15 protein-coding genes and 1 other RNA gene are annotated in these 17,286 nt (G+C 45.7%); 7 read left to right on the forward strand and 9 right to left on the reverse strand.

Annotated features, from left to right (window positions below):
- The first annotated feature begins 103 nt into the window (after positions 1 to 103).
- From FIU82_RS01495 to FIU82_RS01515, 5 genes are read left to right on the forward strand one after another with little or no spacing between them, the layout of a single operon-like run.
- Complete coding sequence (locus tag FIU82_RS01495) at positions 104 to 1,183, forward strand: pilus assembly protein PilM (protein ID WP_022946666.1); 1,080 nt, start codon at positions 104 to 106, stop codon at positions 1,181 to 1,183.
- The gene (locus FIU82_RS01500) at positions 1,171 to 1,737 is read left to right on the forward strand and encodes a PilN domain-containing protein (protein WP_022946665.1); all 567 of its coding nucleotides are present in this window, start codon (positions 1,171 to 1,173) and stop codon (positions 1,735 to 1,737) included. The genes FIU82_RS01495 and FIU82_RS01500 overlap by 13 nt, the downstream gene beginning before the upstream one ends.
- Complete coding sequence (locus FIU82_RS01505) at positions 1,734 to 2,333, forward strand: type 4a pilus biogenesis protein PilO (RefSeq protein WP_045980430.1); 600 nt, start codon at positions 1,734 to 1,736, stop codon at positions 2,331 to 2,333. Before FIU82_RS01500 ends, FIU82_RS01505 begins: the two co-directional genes overlap by 4 nt.
- Entirely contained in the window at positions 2,333 to 2,869 is a 537-nt protein-coding gene (locus FIU82_RS01510) for a pilus assembly protein PilP (protein ID WP_022946663.1), read from the forward strand. Before FIU82_RS01505 ends, FIU82_RS01510 begins: the two co-directional genes overlap by 1 nt.
- Positions 2,853 to 4,946, forward strand: coding sequence for a type IV pilus secretin PilQ (locus FIU82_RS01515; RefSeq protein ID WP_022946662.1), 2,094 nt, complete (start codon positions 2,853 to 2,855; stop codon positions 4,944 to 4,946). The genes FIU82_RS01510 and FIU82_RS01515 overlap by 17 nt, the downstream gene beginning before the upstream one ends.
- A gap of 104 nt (positions 4,947 to 5,050) precedes the next feature.
- Here FIU82_RS01515 and dolP read toward each other — a convergent pair whose 3' ends face one another.
- The 4 genes from dolP to FIU82_RS01535 are packed head-to-tail and all read right to left on the reverse strand — an operon-like array spanning position 5,051 to position 8,437.
- Positions 5,051 to 5,617, reverse strand: coding sequence for a division/outer membrane stress-associated lipid-binding lipoprotein (dolP, locus tag FIU82_RS01520; RefSeq protein WP_045980429.1), 567 nt, complete (start codon positions 5,615 to 5,617; stop codon positions 5,051 to 5,053).
- Positions 5,617 to 6,207 (reverse strand): SIS domain-containing protein, encoded by a 591-nt coding sequence (locus tag FIU82_RS01525; RefSeq protein ID WP_022946091.1) that lies wholly within the window; start codon positions 6,205 to 6,207, stop codon positions 5,617 to 5,619. Before FIU82_RS01525 ends, dolP begins: the two co-directional genes overlap by 1 nt.
- Complete coding sequence (locus tag FIU82_RS01530; RefSeq protein ID WP_152440155.1) at positions 6,208 to 6,579, reverse strand: YraN family protein; 372 nt, start codon at positions 6,577 to 6,579, stop codon at positions 6,208 to 6,210.
- Complete coding sequence (locus tag FIU82_RS01535; protein WP_253946334.1) at positions 6,548 to 8,437, reverse strand: penicillin-binding protein activator; 1,890 nt, start codon at positions 8,435 to 8,437, stop codon at positions 6,548 to 6,550. The genes FIU82_RS01530 and FIU82_RS01535 overlap by 32 nt, the downstream gene beginning before the upstream one ends.
- Before the next feature lie 90 nt (positions 8,438 to 8,527).
- Here FIU82_RS01535 and rsmI point away from each other — a divergent pair, with 90 nt between their 5' ends.
- Together rsmI and rnpB are read left to right on the forward strand one after the other, a co-directional pair.
- The gene (gene rsmI / locus FIU82_RS01540) at positions 8,528 to 9,394 is read left to right on the forward strand and encodes a 16S rRNA (cytidine(1402)-2'-O)-methyltransferase (protein ID WP_022946088.1); all 867 of its coding nucleotides are present in this window, start codon (positions 8,528 to 8,530) and stop codon (positions 9,392 to 9,394) included.
- A 41-nt stretch (positions 9,395 to 9,435) separates the two neighbouring features.
- An RNA gene (gene rnpB / locus FIU82_RS01545) (RNase P RNA component class A) lies at positions 9,436 to 9,806 on the forward strand.
- A gap of 68 nt (positions 9,807 to 9,874) precedes the next feature.
- Here the strand turns inward: rnpB and FIU82_RS01550 are convergent.
- The 5 genes from FIU82_RS01550 to FIU82_RS01570 form a co-directional block, all read right to left on the reverse strand.
- Positions 9,875 to 10,855, reverse strand: coding sequence for a helix-turn-helix domain-containing protein (locus FIU82_RS01550; protein ID WP_152440157.1), 981 nt, complete (start codon positions 10,853 to 10,855; stop codon positions 9,875 to 9,877).
- A gap of 462 nt (positions 10,856 to 11,317) precedes the next feature.
- Positions 11,318 to 12,787, reverse strand: a complete 1,470-nt coding sequence (locus FIU82_RS01555) for a DUF3526 domain-containing protein (RefSeq protein ID WP_152440158.1) — start codon at positions 12,785 to 12,787, stop codon at positions 11,318 to 11,320.
- Positions 12,784 to 14,184 carry a DUF3526 domain-containing protein gene (locus FIU82_RS01560; protein ID WP_152440159.1) on the reverse strand — a complete coding sequence of 467 codons (1,401 nt, stop codon included), beginning with the start codon at positions 14,182 to 14,184 and terminating at the stop codon, positions 12,784 to 12,786. Before FIU82_RS01560 ends, FIU82_RS01555 begins: the two co-directional genes overlap by 4 nt.
- The gene (locus FIU82_RS01565) at positions 14,184 to 14,903 is read right to left on the reverse strand and encodes an ABC transporter ATP-binding protein (protein ID WP_152440160.1); all 720 of its coding nucleotides are present in this window, start codon (positions 14,901 to 14,903) and stop codon (positions 14,184 to 14,186) included. The genes FIU82_RS01560 and FIU82_RS01565 overlap by 1 nt, the downstream gene beginning before the upstream one ends.
- Before the next feature lie 9 nt (positions 14,904 to 14,912).
- Complete coding sequence (locus FIU82_RS01570) at positions 14,913 to 17,018, reverse strand: TonB-dependent siderophore receptor (RefSeq protein ID WP_253946335.1); 2,106 nt, start codon at positions 17,016 to 17,018, stop codon at positions 14,913 to 14,915.
- Positions 17,019 to 17,286 lie beyond the last annotated feature (268 nt).

Below are 17,286 nucleotides of genomic sequence, written 5' to 3' on the forward strand. Positions count from 1 at the left end.
CGAAGAGATTGGTAGTATATCTTGATTGAATAGTGAATAAAATTTTTTCATCGATAATTTATAAGTCTATTATAATTATAAAAAAAGGTTTCACGTTGCTCTTATGTTAAATCGACTTCTTAAAAAGTCTGTGCCTGCTATGGTCGGTATAGATATTGGCTCGCACTCTGTAAAAGCGGTGTTATTAACACAGCATGAGCAGGGTTATCGCCTTGATGCTGTTGCTATAGAGCCCATGCCTAAAGGGGCTATGGCCGAGCGTAACATTCAAGACATTGAGGCGATTGGACGAGTTATTGCAAAACTTAGACGGCGCATTCCAAAGTCTGTTAGCCATGCCATTGTTGCAGTTTCCGGTCAAACAGTGATCACTAAGATGATCTACATGGATGTGTCTCTGAGTGACTCTGAACTAGAATCACAAATCGAAATTGAGGCTGACAGCTTAATTCCTTATCCACTTGATGAAGTCAGTATCGACTTTGAAAAGTTGGAAATAAATGAAGCTGATCCATCCAAGGTTAATGTTTTACTCTCTGCTGCGCGCACTGAGAGTGTTGAAGCTCGTTCCGGCGCCGTTGAGGCCGGTGGCTTTGATACTAAGGTGGTTGATGTTGAAACGTACGCATTATCACGTAGCTTGGATGTGAGCTATGCTGCACTGCCAGAAGATGCGAAAGACAAAGTTGTGGCGCTTGTGGATATCGGCGCGGTGATGACGCTAGTGAGTGTGGTGCAAAAGGGTGAAACTATCTACACCCGGGACCAAGTATTCGGTGGCGAGCAGTACACTAACACTATTGTCTCCTACTACAATAAAAACTTTGACGAAGCTGAGCGCGCCAAGTGCACCAGCGATTTGCCGCCAAACTACACGTTTGAGGTACTTGCGCCGTTCCAGACCTCATTGCTACAGCAAGTGCGTCGGGCCGTGCAGATGTTCCTTACGACCAGCGGGAAAGACCAAGTGGATTACATTGTTCTCTCTGGTGGAACGGCAATGATCGAAGGATTAGATAGACTATTAATCGACGAGTTAGGGATCCACACTGTTGTCGTTGACCCATTTGCGAGCATGGAGATTGGTTCCAAAGTGGACCAAGAGCTAATGCAAAAGCATAAGGCACAGTTCGCTGTTGCTGCGGGTCTTGCATTGAGGAGTTTCTCAGCATGCCACATATAAATTTATTGCCCTGGCGTGAGGCCGCGCGTAAAGAAGCGCAACAACGTTTTGTAACTATTCTAGTTGTTGTTTTAGTCGCCGCTTTTGCGTCAATGTTTGCTTTAAGTTCATTCTACAGCGCACTCAAAGATGGGCAGAACGTTCGTAACAACTTCCTGAGCCGGGAAATTCAGATCTTAGATAGGCGCATCGCAGAAATTCGTGAGCTAGATAAGAAGAAAGAAAGCTTGCAACAGCGCATGCGTCTAATTGAAGAGCTGCAAAGTAACCGAAACCTCGGTACCCAAATAATGGATGAAGTGGCGAAAATTGTACCTTCAGGTGTTTACTTCACGACCTTAGAGCGTCGCGGCGATGCGATTCAAGTAACGGGTAAAAGTGAGTCAAACAACCGTTTATCGACTATGATCCGTCAGGTAGAGAGTTCATACCTGCTTGAAAATGCCTCATTGCAAGGCATTGTAGCCGGTGAAGAGCAGTCACGATTACTTAGCGATTTCAATATGCAATTCAATGTGAAGTCTTTCGATGAAATTGGCGAGGCACAAGAATGAGTATAGATCTTAAATCCCTCAACGATATCGATTGGAATGAGCTGGAACTAGATAATATCGGGGATTGGCCGGTAGCCGTAAAAGCAATTGTTTGTGTGATTGCTGCAGCATTGGTGTTGTTTTTCAGCTATAAACTATTGGTTGCTGACGAAATAACCTCTTACGAGCAAGCTCAGCAAAAAGAGTCTGAGTTACGCAGCACTTACCGTACCAAGTACGCCGTGGCAAGTAGATTAGAAATCTACAAGCAACAAATGCAGGAAATGGAAGAAAAGTTCTCGCAGTTGTTGAAGAAGCTACCAACGTCGAACGAAACCCCAGGGTTACTTGATGACCTTTCTTATGTAGGGACAACAAGTGGCCTGACCTTCGTAAAAATCGGTTGGCTTCCCGAGATTAAGAAAGAGTTCTACACCGAGCTTCCGATCAAAATCGAAGTAGAGGGAAGTTATCACGAGTTTGGCGAGTTTGTTGGCAAAGTGGCTCAGCTACCTCGTATTATCAGCTTGCATGACTTTGAAATTGAAGCGACGGGTGATGACCAGCTGGTATTCAGTGTGGTTGCTAAAACTTATCGCTATGAGGGGGCAGAATAATGAAAAAACTCCTCACAATTACCACCGTGGCGGTGTTATTGAGTGGTTGTTTTGATGATACAACCGAACAGCGCGAATTTATTAACCGGGTAAAAGCCAGCACTCAACCTAATGTTGAGCCTATCCCCGAAGTCGCGCAGTTTGAACACTTTGCTTATGATGCTTCGAGCTTGCGTAGCCCGTTTGTGGCACCCCGCCCGGAAGTTATTCAAGATAAATTGATACAAGTGCAAAACTGTTTGCACCCCGATCCACAGCGTAAAAAGGAACCGCTGGAGCGTTATCCGTTGGATAACTTATCAATGAAGGGAACTTTAGGCTCAGGTGAGCAAACGTGGGCGTTAGTGAAAGCGTCGGATGCAACATTGCACCGTGTATCACGCGGCAACTATGTTGGCTTGTATCACGGTAAAGTGACACAAGTACGCAGTAACTATATAGAATTATTAGAGTTAATCCCTGATGGAGCAGGATGTTGGAAAGAACGCCTGACCAAGCTAGAGATGTTGGAGGCAGGCGATGATTCCAGTTCATAAAAATCAAGGTAAAAGCACAATGCAAAAACACGGATTCAATATGAATCGTATTTACTCTTTGGTACTCGCTTTTGCGACCCTATTTATGTCGAGCTTTGCGACCGCAGTGCCGCTGTTGTACGACGTTCGCTATAACCCTTTGCTGGAAGGTGAAACTGAGATCGAGTTCGTTTTTGACGAAGAGATCTACATCGAACCGCAGATTCAGGTATTTAGTGAGCCAGCGCGAATTGAACTGTTTTTTGACGAAGCCGATTATGAACAGAGCCTTGAAGAGGTCTTAATCAATAAGGCGGGTGTTGAAAAAGTCACCAGTGAGTTCGTAAACGACGGCTTTAAAGTGACGGTTTATCTTGATCACTTAAAGATTTATCAAACCCGTATCGATAAAAACCTGTTCTACTTGCACGTTTCTGACAACCCTACGCAAGATGCTGCACAAACAATTGCAGAAGAAGATGAAGGCACAAGCTACATCAACCGTATCCAAGCGTTAGATTTTCGTCGTGGCGAGAAAGGCGAAGCTCGGGTGCTGGTATTCTTGCAAGAGAATATGGCGGCTATCGACGTAAGAGAGCAAGCGGGTAAGATTGTTGTTGAATTCCATAATACGGACATTATCGATGATCTGTTGTATCAACTCGATGTTATGGACTTTGGCACTGTCGTGAGCATGATTGAAACCTTCAAAGATGGTTCCAACAGTCGTATCGTTATCGATACCACAGATGCCTTTGATTACAACTATCAGCAGCTAGACAACATCTTTACTATCACTGTTGAAAAAGATGAGTCGAAGCGTAGCTTCTTGGGTAATGGTAAAGAATACCAAGGTCGCCCAATGTCTTTGAACTTCCAGGACATCTCAATTCGAGCAGTATTGCAAATCATCGCTGACTATAACGGCTTTAACCTAGTTGTTAGTGACTCAGTAGCAGGTAACATTACTCTTCGTTTAGATGGTGTACCTTGGGACCAAGCGTTAGACATTGTGCTGCGAGTTAAAGGCTTAGATAAGCGTATGGATGGTTCCATTTTAATGGTTGCACCGACCGAAGAGCTTGCTGCGCGAGAAGCAAAAGAGCTTAAGGCCAAACAGCAAGTTGAAGACCTGGAGCCGCTTTACAGTGAGTATATTCAGCTTAACTATGCTAAGGCGCAGACCTTTGCAGACCTACTGAAAACGGATGTAAACAGCATTATTTCTCAGCGTGGTAGTGTGTCTGTTGATGAACGTACAAATACTTTGCTTATCAAAGATACGGCGAAGAGTATTGAAAACGTGCGTCGTATGATTGAAAACCTCGATGTGCCAGTTAAGCAGGTTGTGATTGAGTCGCGCATGGTCACCGTTCGTGACAATGTTCAAGAAGACTTAGGTATTCGCTGGGGTTTCAGTGACCAGCAAGACAGTGACGGTATTTCTGGTAATCTTGATGGTGCCAATGCTATTGCTAACGGTCAGCGCCCAAGTATTGGCGATCGTTTAAATGTTAACTTGCCTATCGCTAACCCTGCGGGAAGCATTGGTATGCATGTAGCGAAATTAGCTGATGGTACTTTAATTGACCTCGAGCTTACAGCGCTAGAGCAAGAGAACAAAGGTGAAATCATTGCTAGCCCGCGAATCACAACGGCTAACCAGAAAAAGGCACGAATTGAACAAGGTACGGAAATTCCTTATGTTCAGGCCGCCTCAAGTGGTGCCACTACCGTAACCTTCAAAAAAGCGGTGTTGAGCTTAGAGGTGACGCCTCATATCACGCCAGATAACAAAGTGATTCTCGATCTTGCTATTACCCAGGATACACGAGGCGACACCGTAGACACGCCAACTGGCCCTGCGACAGCAATCGATACACAACGTATTGAGACGCAGGTGTTAGTAGAAAATGGTCAAACAGTGGTGCTTGGTGGTATTTACCAGCAGCAGATTATTAACTCTGCCAGTAAAGTACCTTTGTTGGGTGACATTCCTTACCTAGGTTACTTATTCCGCTCAACCAGTGAGCGTAATGAGAAACGAGAGCTACTGATCTTTGTTACTCCGAAGATCATGGTAGAAGACTCGATTTAAGCACGAGTTAGATAGCAAAAAGCCACTTCAAACGAAGTGGCTTTTTTGTGCGCGTTGATAACGAAAATGCGAGTTAAGTAACCCGATAATAGGTGCTCACGTTTTTACATGTATTCGAATACCTTAACGACGCGCTCCACGCCTGAAATATTGCGAGCGATATTGACCGCTTTGTTTGCTTCCACGTCTGCTACCAACCCCATTAAAAAGACCTCACCATTTTCCGTGACTACTTTAATATTGTTGCCACTGACATCCTCAGCTGCCAACAATTGGGTTTTTACCTTAGATGTTAGCCAGGTATCGTGGCTTTGTGTGGTGATGCTGGTAGGAGAGCCAATACGTAATTGGTTATGAAGCTTTCGCGTGCCATCGATGCGCTCTGCTGCGCGTTGTACAGTGGTTTTATACTGTTCACTAGGCACTTGCCCTAGCAGTAATACAATACCGTTATAGCTGACGACAGACACGTTGGCGTTGGCATTTTCGCCTAACGCCTCTTTAATCGCCATGGTGGTTTTTATTTCAATATTATTGTCATCTATCTGACTGCCTATAGTGCGGCGGTCGTTGGCTGCTGTGACTGCACCAGCAGTGCCGGCCACTACGGCTGCGGCGCAGCCTTGCAAGAGCACAGTACCAACCAAAATAGCTATAAGGTTCTTATTCATTAGCTTTCTTCCTGTGGGAATAAGGTCATATCAACAAGTTCTGTCAAACAGTGTATGTTGACTAAATGAGATTCCAAAATACGACTTGGACGCTTAGCTGGTACGCGAATCTCGACGTCACTTGCACTGAGCAGTCCCGCCAGCTCGCCGCCATCATCGCCGACTAACACGATAACGGTCATGTCTTTAGTCAAAGCGGCTTCTACGGCGCTGACGACATTCTTTTCATTGCCATTAATAGCAATGGCAAGTAATAAATCCCCTTGCTCGCCGAGCGCTTTAATCTGCCTAGCAAAGATATCGCGGCTGGGTTGTGATGAGCCAGCCGGGCTTAAATTCAGTGCATGCGATGACAGTGATACCGCAGGTAAACACGGGCGCTCGGTCTCAAAATGGTTCACCAACAGAGCAGCAAAATGGTCGCTGAGCATATGGCAGCTCGCAGCGCCACAACATAATAATTTGCGGCCGTTAATCAATGTCTGTGCAATACTCAACGAAGCGGTTTCAAGCACGCTAGGTAAAACTTCCCCTGCGGCAATTTGCGCCTGAATGCTTTCGGTAAAAAGTGCTTTAACTTGTTCCTGCATTTATAATACGTTCTTTATCCAGTGAAACTCTGGCTCTTTCTCACCTTGTATTGCGACAAAATCAGCACGCAATACGCAGCCTGCTAAGCCCTTTTGTTGCACATAGTGTGCAATGGTTCTTTGTAGTCGCTGTTGTTTGGTGTGGCTAAGCGCATGCAGAGCCCCGCCATAACTACTGTGGCGACGAAACTTTACTTCAACAAATACCCACACTTGACCTTCTTTCATTATCAGGTCCAGTTCGCCATAGCGACAATGGTAATTGCGCGCCACCGGCGTCAGCCCTTGCTGAGTTAGGTATTTCTGTGCCAGCAACTCAAAGTGCTGGCCTTTTTCTCGGTTATTGCGCCACGCTTTCGGGAGCCATGACATTACTCGATTCCTCAAATTGCTTCTTCATGAAAAGCGGTGTGGGATCGAGGTGCTCAAGACTCACTTTGTTAATGCTTCTTGACTGATAGCGTGCCCACGCTAAATGGCGAACAATCTCGCCGTTACTTATTACACTTAGCTCTCCAGTAAGACCGGTTTGGCTTTTTCCTGGCAGCATACTGAGCTGTCGCAATTGCGGGATCAGTGAAATCGCATCATAGCCCATGGCAAATAGACGCTGCTCAATGTCGGCAACGTCAGGCCAGAGGCTATCAAAGCGCTCTCTGAGCTGCCGAGTGTTCAGGTTAGCTAACCCCTTTGTCGGTAGCATCCACGGTAACTCAGTGAAGTATAAGCCATTTAAATCACGTTTATCGGTGCTATCAATGCGCGTGCTGTGGCTTTTGGAGCTTGCATACAGGGGAATGCGCTCAACGAAGGTGCTCACGTTAACATCAAGATAGGGCTTTAATAGCCGAGTTTGCGTGGCATTAGCGAGTAGATAAACCACATCTATGTCGCGACGAGAACGGGTTTCACTCTTTACGTTGCGCTTAAAAATGCCCTCGATGGCGTCTATGCGTGCTTCGCTATCGTCGACTTCAAGTAACTCAGTGATGACTTTTTCCATTTCTTTATTGTCATCGAATAACCCCACAAGTGGTGGCTGCTCATTATAACGTTGCCACTGACTGCTAAAGTGCTCACTCAATCTTTGTCCTGAGCGCTCATTTGGGGCCAAGATCAGCGGCTTTTCAAAGCCTTTAGCCATGAAGTGTGCTAAGGCCTGATCTAATTCGTGCTCCGGGGCTAGAGCAAAATAATAATGCTGTAAAGACTGGCGTTCGATGTCGCTGCGGTTTAGGTATATGCTGGGTATTCCCTCTAGCAGGTTGTGCTGTTCAAAGCGGTTAATGTTGCTTTTCAGTAATGGCCCTACGGCGAAATCGATTTGCTTGTCATTGAGCTGCTGCGTTAGTTGCTGATTTTCTGAATTTGCATCAATGAAATAAATGTCTTCGAATTGATAGTTATCTAGGGCCGCCAATACACCTGACTTCACGGCTTCACCCAGGCCCTTATTAGCGCCACTTAAAGGTAAAATAACAGCTAATTTAGTGGCGTTATAGGGCTCAACTTTCATCAGCTCAGCCACTTTTTCGTCTAGGGCAAAGCTCGCGGGGTGTCCTGGATAGCGGCGTTGCCAGTTATTGGAAGCTTGGTGTAACTCAACTGGAGAGCCCAAATAAAGTTGTTTTATTTTAGCAAGTTGTACCCAGCCTTTAGCGATAGCTGAGCCAGAGTCATACTTTGTTAGCTGTTGCGGGCTCAAAGATTGTAAAGACCGCCACAAAATGGGGTTTAACTGTGATGCTTCTATTTGATAGCGGTTTGCGGTTTCTGAAGCACGTAATAAAAATGGTGCGCTTTGTTGTGGCATTTGCATTCGCATGTAGGCGGTGCCTTGCACTAACTGATGCCAGTAGAAATGCTCTGGCGTTTGCAATTGCGATTGCACTGAGCGTGAGGTTTGCAAAGCACGTTGTGGTTCGCCCATTTGCGCTTGCGCGTAAGACTTTAATAACACCGCTTGAATTTGTTGCTCAGGGTGGCTGCGTAACAGGGTGTCGCTGGCTTGCAATAGTAGCGACCAATTTTGCTCACTAATAGCCTGATTTTGAGTGCGGTTAAGTAACTGTACGCGAGTGGCGCCTTCGCTATTTTGAGCTTGTTGGTATAACTGCTGTGCACTGAGTGTCTGAATCGGCTCAGGCTCACTCACGTTAGTTGTAAGATTTTCACTTTCTTGTGGCTTTTGTGTTGTGCTGCAGGCCGATAAGCCTGACAATAACAGCATAAAAGCAATCGATTTGAGTCGCACAGTCTTTGTATTCCAATTGGCCTTAGTGTGATTCGCTTATCTTACTGACTGATGCAGGAGAGCTCAATGTCCAATGCGGATATTTCAACCGACCCCCAAGACCAAGGTACCTTGTTTATTGTTGCCACACCCATTGGTAACTTGGATGACATCAGCCAGCGTGCTATCAAAACCCTAAGTGACGTCGACTTAATCGCTGCTGAAGACACGCGCCACACTGCCAAGCTGCTGTCGCACCTGGGACTCAGTAAGCGTACCTTTGCCTTGCATGATCATAACGAAAAACAAAAGGCACAGCAGGTACTCACTTGGCTACAACAGGGGCAAAACGTAGCGCTGGTGAGCGACGCCGGAACACCACTGATAAGCGATCCTGGTTATGCCTTAGTGAGTTTATGCCGTGAACAAGGGGCTCAAGTAACCCCAATTCCCGGCGCATGCGCAGCTATTGCAGCGCTGAGTTGCTCCGGATTACCCACCGACCAATTCCAATTTATTGGTTTTGCTCCAGCAAAATCCAAAGCCAGACAAAGCTTTTTCAGTGACGCGTATAACTCAGGCATGACTAGCATTATTTACGAAAGTACGCACCGTATTATGGCGAGCTTAGAGGATTTAAGTGCCGCGCTAGGAGAGCAAGCTCAAGTCGTGCTTGCTAAAGAGTTAACGAAAAGCTTCGAGACCTTCTTCAGTGGTACGGTCACTGAGTTACAACAGTTTTTACAGCAGGACCCCGCGCGACAAAAGGGTGAAATCGTGTTGATGTTACCAGGGAAACCGAATAAGGCCAGTGCCGTAAGTGAAGAAGCACTGCGTTTGATTGCCTTACTGGAAGAGCACATGCCACTGAAGCAAGCTTGCGGTGTGGCTGCTGATTATCTCGGACAAAAGAAAAATGCACTGTATAAGGCCGTGATAGCGCAAAAACAATAAAGTGCTGGGCAAATCACTTGGCATGCGTATAATGGCGCCCCTGAGTCAGCCGGATAATCGCTGCCTGTGACGAAAATGATCAGGGGGAGGAAAGTCCGGGCTCCACAGGGCAGGGTGCCAGCTAACGGCTGGGGGGCGCGAGCCTACGACAAGTGCAGCAGAGAGAAAACCGCCTAAGTCCTTCGGGACCGGTAAGGGTGAAAGGGTGCGGTAAGAGCGCACCGGGCCACTGGTAACAGTTGGTTGCAAGGTAAACTCCACCCGGAGCAAGACCAAATAGGGTTCCTTATGGTGTGGCCCACATCGGAACCGGGTAGGTTGCTTGAGCCATAGAGCAATTTATGGCCTAGACGAATGATTATCGATCTCCTTCGGGAGAGAACAGAACCCGGCTTATAGGCTGACTCAAACAATTCAAAAGAAGACCTGCTTAGCGATAAGCGGGTTTTTTATTTCCTTCACGCCTTACTTCCAGAAAGATTAACTCCTGTCTTTTTCAAGTAAGCCCATGAGCCCTACCATAGCGGCAAATAAAACGCTGGCCACTGGCCAAATGATCCAGGTTACTCCCCAATTCATGGTCCATAAGCTCCAGCCTAGATATATGGCAACAGTTAGTGGCCAGTAAAATGGCGCGAGTTTCAATGCATGTCGCTCACTTCTAGTCAGCTCGCGGCCTTTATCACCTTCATTCAATATGTGTTTATAGGCTTCATATTGGGCTGACGCCGGAATGATAATCCACAGCCCTGCCGTTACTATAAACAGTAGGGCGGCTAACATCAGCAACACTAAATCGACTCGACCAATAAATATATTAACCAATAACATCGGCACCGAGCTGGTAATAAACAAAGCAATTGCTAGGGATAACCTATTGTTATAGCTTGGAGTAAAGGCTTCCAACTTTTCACTGCAAGCACTGTGTACACCATAGGCTAGTTCAAAAGGCGTCTTTTCAAAAGGGATTAAGGCGCGGTTATATTGATTGGTTGAGATCACGAGTCTAATTCCGGCTGGGATCATTAGAAAAATAGACACTAAGCCCAAAGCAACCGCCATATTCACATCAAAATCTAGATTTTTCATATTCGACAACGCCAGGAAGAAAAACAAAGGAGCTGACGAGCAGACAAAAAATGCGACGCCCTTAGCAGTTAATTTGGCTTGTGCTTTTTTGTTGTCGATATAACTCAGCGCTTGTTCTAGGCTTACCTGAACGGTGTCGGCATCAGCGCTTTCATTCAAGTACTCAGTGGTGTCGATATCATCTTTCAGTAAAAAGTCGGTTGATACATTAAATAATCCGGCCAGCCTGATAATTTTATTAAGGTCTGGAATGCTATTGGTGCTTTCCCATTTGGATACGGACTGTCTGGAAACGTCCATCTTTTCCGCCAGCTCTTCCTGCGACCAGCCAAGCTGCTTTCTTAATTTTATAATTTTCTCTGATAGAATCATGCTTTGTTCTCAGTTATTAAAATCGCTCTCAGATTAGAAACTACGGCGGTTGCAAACCAGCAAGCCCGCTTGGTATTTTGTAAACTGATGGTTGCTATTCGTAATTTTATAGAGAAAAAGCTAAAGTAACAGCAGCTTTCTTATAGTGTTTATACCCTAAGTAGCCAATGCTGTTTGACCGCGTAATGTTAAAGAGGCTGACTCAAAGTATCCTCAAATCCCTCCAACGCGAGAGACTGTGTTGCCTTATAGGTGACTCAAACCTAACTGCGTTATTTTTAATCACCCCTTTAAGAGCACATCTCTTACCCAGACCTCTTGTTAATTGAAGAGACATGCTTTTTCTTAATACTTTTAATTGTAGTGAATTGTCTAAAGCCACAGTCTATTCTAGAAACTTGGCTTAGTTCTCCGTTAGCAGGCTCTGCGTTTGCAGATACAATTTTGCAGTGAAGGCGCCAATCATACGACTAACACCTCTTTGTTGTTTGCACTGTCTAGCATGTTAACGCGGCGTTTTGCTATAAGGAGCAGGCCAATGGCTAGAAGCAGCAACCAGATTAAAGGCGTGTAATTGTTCACTGGTGTGGCAAAGTTACTACTAAATTGGGGAATATCCGCAAGGTCCGTGAGCGTTGGCTTTGCGCTACAACCCTCACAAGGTGCAAAATCGCCTCTTTGATTGGCTTTGGCAATTTCGCTGGCAAAGAAGCGTTGTAGTGCTTGATGATGAGCTTCAACTTCTTCCATAAAGGCGTGATGACGTGCTAATCCATTGCCCGCTAAATCAACCAACAGTGTTTGTACGATGAGTGCGGGGGAGAGATATTGTAGCTTTTGCGCGTTATGTTGCTGTGCTTGTTGCGCCTTTAAAAATCGTACATCTTGGGCTGCCATTGCGCGTTCAACAGAATTAATCGTAGCAATTTTTTTGGTGGCGTAATCGCTGGCACCACTGTCATTTTTTGCAAGCTCTGGATGATCTTGAAAATACTGAGCCAAGGTCTTTTCACTCGCTTTTTGAGCATCGTCACTGGCGGCACGCAGGCTATCTATATAGTGAATGCGTGAAGGCGTTGGGTCGAGTAAGGCAATGCTGGTATTGACCAAAGCTGGAACCACAATCACCAAGGCAAGCCAACAGGTGACTAAGGTAGCTGCGTTATTTGCCGCACTTTTAGCTCTGCTATTTACCCAAGCGGTTAAGGCAATCCAAAAGCCACAATAACATAGTGCGATAAGGTTATAACTCAGCAGTTCAATCACCCCTAGCTGCTCTCGTATTGTTATTAAAAGCAGGCTACTAATACTTAAAAATGGCAGCACAATTAACGCGCTTCGTAGCAATAATTGATAAGTCAGAAGGCGGGTCGCACTGCCTCCTTGAAGCATTAGTAATCTTAGCTGCCCACCTTGGCGCTCACTTGCCAAGGCATTAAAGCAAATACCAATAATGAGCAGTGGCAATAAGTAGATAATCACAAAGCTTAAATCGAACTGGCCTAACAACAGTGATAGCGGGTGCACATAGTCATATTGATGAACAATATGCTGCTTCTCTTTGATTAGCATCTTAAAATAGTAAGGTAATACGTCGGCTTGCCCTGTCGCGATTGGCGACGTTGCAAGCGGGGTTTTGGTGGCGTAATTTTGCATCAAGTAAAAAGCCTGCCCACGCAGGTCGTATGGGTCTTCCCACCACTTATAATCTGCTGTACTGGCGAGTCTTTCGGGTAATCCCGCTTTGGCATCTTGGATGGCCTGTTGCTGCATTTGCTGCGCGGCAAGCACCACACCATGCTGTTTTTTAGCAAAGTAATGGGCGTTAAAAAATGCTACTAGTGCAAGCACGGAGGTGGTTAAAAACAGCGCGAGTACGAGCTTTTCTCGCCAGAGGTTTTTAAACTCAGTAGCTAACATTAAGCGTTTCATCTTTGCTCCTCCAAACGCAGTTTTTTAATCGCGAAGAAACTCAATAACCCCAGCACAACCAGCCAAAAGATCAGGCTAAACAGGCTGATAACGTAGTGAGGCAGGTAATGAATGAAATTGGGATATCGGAATGCGAACTTCGGGATCTGTTGCCATAATTCCTCGCCTGCCGTGTAATGACCATTGGCCTTGTGACCGTGATCTCTTTGATTAAAGTTAAGTACTTCTTGCATCATACGACGGTGCTGCTCTGCCGCATTCTCAAATGCTTGATGGTGGGTAAAGTCGCTGGCGGCGGTGGCCATCGACAGCGTTTGTATCGCGATAAACGGTGTTAACATCCCTGCAAGTTGATAACTTTGTGATTGCGCTTCCAGTTGAGCTAAACGCGCCGAAAATAGGCGGTCAAAGACTTTATCTGCGTATTGTTCACCAAATTGGAGTTGTGCTCCGGCATAATCAAAGGGCAAGTCTTCTACATTGCTAACGCCATACTGAGTCAATGTTTGCTGTTTGAACTTTGCTATTGCTTCAACTCGTGCTTCGGTATAAACCTCACTTTCAAGCTTAGCTTGAAACGCTTGACCTGAACCTTGCGGATGAATCGTGGTCGCGATATTCATCGCCAGTTTTGGCAGTAAAAGCGTGGTGAAGGCCCAAATGGTTAATAGCGTGATTAATGCGCGCCTTGCCGTTGGAAATAAACTTGAAAGCGTAGTGGTGAGTAACGACCAAAGTAGTAAGTAAACTAAATAAAATAGTAAAAATAGCCCGCTTCTAAGTGTGTGAGGCTCTGTGCTTGTTACTTGGTTATAAAGTAAAAAAAGCGCAACAGGTAATAAAAATAAGCAAGAAATAGCAAAAAGCAGCGCACATTTGGCGATAAACAACTTAGCTGGGCTTGCGCCTGATGCGAGCAGTTGTTTTAAGGTGCCTTGCTCACGCTCTCGGGCAAGTAGTGGGTAGCCTATTAATATAATTAACAGCGGCAGTAACACTTGCAGTACAAAGGCGGGTGATAAGCTGCCAAAACGTGACATCGGCAAGTTATCTTGCGCACTTCTAAACATACTATCGTTGCGAATATGAGCCTCAAGCCTCAACACATTCCCTTGGTATGCTTGTAACCCTGCGTCAAGTGCAGCCAATGGGGTGGTGGGTTTGACCACATAAATACCGTAGTGGGCGGCGGAGTGAGGGCCTTTTTCACCTTGATTTAGCCAGCGTAATTGCTCTGACTGAGACACCTCAGTAACGGCTTGCTGATAGCTTTGGTGGCTTTTAAAACCAGTCAAGCAGGCAAGCAAGAGTAGTAATATTGCAATGCCCCCAAGCCAAAGCGCTTGTCCCTGCCGCTTGGTATCGAGCCATTCCTTTTTTAATGTCGTTTGAAACATCAGACACCCACCTTGATATGTTTGAGGTAAACGGATTCAAGTTGGACTTCTTGCAGTTGTTCATAGACTAAGGTATCGACTAGTTGCCCTTGATTAATAATTGCCACGCGATGAGCATCTTCTTGAGCGCGGTATAAGTCGTGGGTCGCCATTAAAGTCGCGACGCCTTGCTTTGCTAAAGACTGGATGAGCTGGCTAAATTCATGGCTGGCTGAAGGATCAAGACCTGATGTAGGCTCATCTAAGATCAACGCCTTGGCTTGTTTTGCGAGGGCAATGGCTATGCCCACTTTTTGTCGCATCCCTTTTGAATAGGTTGCAACGGGTTTGTCTACAGCGTGACTTGGCAGTTTTACTTCACTGAGCAGTGTGCGAAAGGCCTCGTCGGTCTTTTCTATGCTGGCCATTTTGCTGAAATATGCGAGATTCTCAAGTCCGCTAAGTCGCGGATAGAGCGCGATTTGTTCAGGAATATAAGCCAGCTGCTGCCTTGCCGTGACTACGTCATGCTGTGGATTAATTCCGGCGATGGTGATCTCCCCGGCATCCGGTTGTAAAAAGCCCAGTAAGCAATTAATCGTGGTGGTTTTGCCTGCCCCATTTGGGCCTAGCAGCGCTAGGATTTCACCTTGATGTACGCTCAAGCTTAGTCCCTGTAGCGCTTGGTATTCACCAAAGCGCTTTTGCAGGTTATTGATTTGAATAACAGGTGTAGTCATAACTTATCCTTAAAAGCTCACGCTTAATGAGGCGATAAAGGTGCGCCCACGACCGGGAGCGACCCCCCAATCTATGCCTTTGGCACCGCCAGATAGCCAATATTCTTTGTCGAACAGGTTTTCGGCCTTGAGTCGCAGCGTGGTGTTAATATCAGTAAAGTGGTATTTCGCACCTAAATCGAAGCGCGTGTAGGCTGGTAGCTTTAGCGTGTTATTGACGTTTTGTTCGCGCTCACCAACATGGAAAATACCCGCATTGATGCTTATCGCCTCCCAAAATGGCAGCTGATAGTCGACGTAGATATTTGCTTGAAATTCAGGCACATTGGCTGGGGTGTTGCCATTAAGCGCGGGCTCGCCGTCAAGTTTATCTAAGCTTGGGTCCATCAAGGTGATAGATGTTACGGTTGCAAGGCCCTGAGCCAATGAACCACTGGCATTGAGCTCAATACCTTTATGTGATTGGACACCGTCTTGCACGAAATAGTTAGTAATGTGATTGTGATACTCCAACATCTTTTCTATTTCGAAGACGGCTATCGAGTAGTTCATGGTGTCCGTTTGGTATTTTATACCAGCTTCAACTTGCTCGCTTTCTTGTGGGCCGAGTGATTCGCCCTCATTTATTGCACCGCTGCCGATGACAGCAACGCCGCCTTCCCCCGCTCCTTCTGAGTAACTGGCGTAAAACGCGAGTTGATCGCTTGGGTTGTAGTTAAGACCTATGATGGGAGTATTAAAAGTTCGGTCGTCTAGCGTGGTTTTAGTTTGGCCAGGTAGAGTTTGCTCTTTTTTGTATTGAATATGGCGCAGCCCTAAGGTGGCATAGAATACATCGTTAAAGTGCAAGGTATCTGTGATGAACAACGCGCTTTCAGAGGCTTCAGTTTTGGTTGGTTCTGGATAATCAGGGAATTGCGGTTTACTGCTGTGAATTGGATTGAAAATATTGCCAACGGGGTTGGTTAACTCAAACCAACGCCCATCCTTAGACTCATAATCACGAATACTAACGCCGATAACTAGCTCATGTTCAATTGCTGCAGTGGCAAGCTGACCACTAATAAAACTATGTGCCGAGAGTGTGTCATACGTTTCGTCTGGGGTAATGTGGATAGCTGCAGAGAGCACATTGCCTTGTGTGTCAACCGAGTAGATATCGGGAAAAACAGTAAACCTATCATTACCAGAAAGCGCAGCTTGATTTACCCATTGCCACGTGTCGTTCAACCAAAAATCAGCACGTGCGGCAAGGTTATATGACTCGGTTTGATACTTTGCCCACGGTTGTCCAAGCAATACATCACTGGTGTCGACATACGGCGGTAATATTTTACGCTCAGGATCATTGGGGTCGCTGGCAAGTCCTATCAAAGGCTGTGATACGGTGCTTTTGTCTTGGTAATCGCCGTCTAATCGGATAAATAGGCGGTCTGAGGCTTGCCAATCCAGTGCTGCACTAAAAAAATAGCGCTCTAAGTCATCACCACCGGTAAAGTCACCGTTTTTCTCTGCTGCGGCATTAATACGATAGCCAAGTGTTCGCTCTTCGGAAATTGGTCCACCGAGGTCGATGTGTAAATACTTGCCTGCACGGCTACGTACTTCTGTTGTGACATCCAAAAAGGCGTCCATGGTAGGGCGTTTTGTCACATAGTTGATTGTACCGCCGGGGTTGTTAAAGCCTGATACGAGACTTGACGGGCCTTTAACGATATCAATGCGTTGAATATTCTCTAGCGGTACATCTTGATAGGGGGCAAGCGCTAAACCGTCGCGTCTTAGGCCATTGGTCCAATCTAGTTGAAAGCCACGCAGACTCACAAAGTCAAACACGGTACCAATTGAGGTATTTTGAACCGAAGCATCGTTTGCAAGCACTTCGCCTAGCGTTCTTACTCTTTGATTGCTGATCAGCTCTTCAGAAAATGATTGGATGGAAATAGGAAGCAGTTGCGGGTCTTTGATGCCCAACGCTGACGCATTGACATCCCGGGTACTATACAAAGGCGCGCGAGAACCTGAAACTTCAATTTTTTCAATTTCTTGACTTGCAAAAGTTGGGTAGGTGAGGGTGCCCAAAAAGGCCAATATAATAGTTAATATTCGAGTCATTTTAGTTCCAACTACAAAGGGGGAGACAAATAAGATTTCACTGTTTTGAGTATGTTATAATATATCTTTTTTGAAAGGTTAATAGTGCTTTAAATGAAGTCATAGGTATGTGTTCTATTGCTTGTTTTGTTTTTTGCAGCAATGGTTTCTGCGTTACTCCGAAATCCTTTTTAAAATGAGCCTCATTCAGAAAAGTGGGACTGACTATTTGTTGTTGTAATTGAATTAATTTTATTTGCAATTAAATAAAAGTAGTAACCATTTGCTT

Origin of the sequence: Pseudoalteromonas sp. THAF3, from assembly GCF_009363775.1 — a bacterium.
GTDB classification, from domain to species: domain Bacteria; phylum Pseudomonadota; class Gammaproteobacteria; order Enterobacterales; family Alteromonadaceae; genus Pseudoalteromonas; species Pseudoalteromonas ruthenica.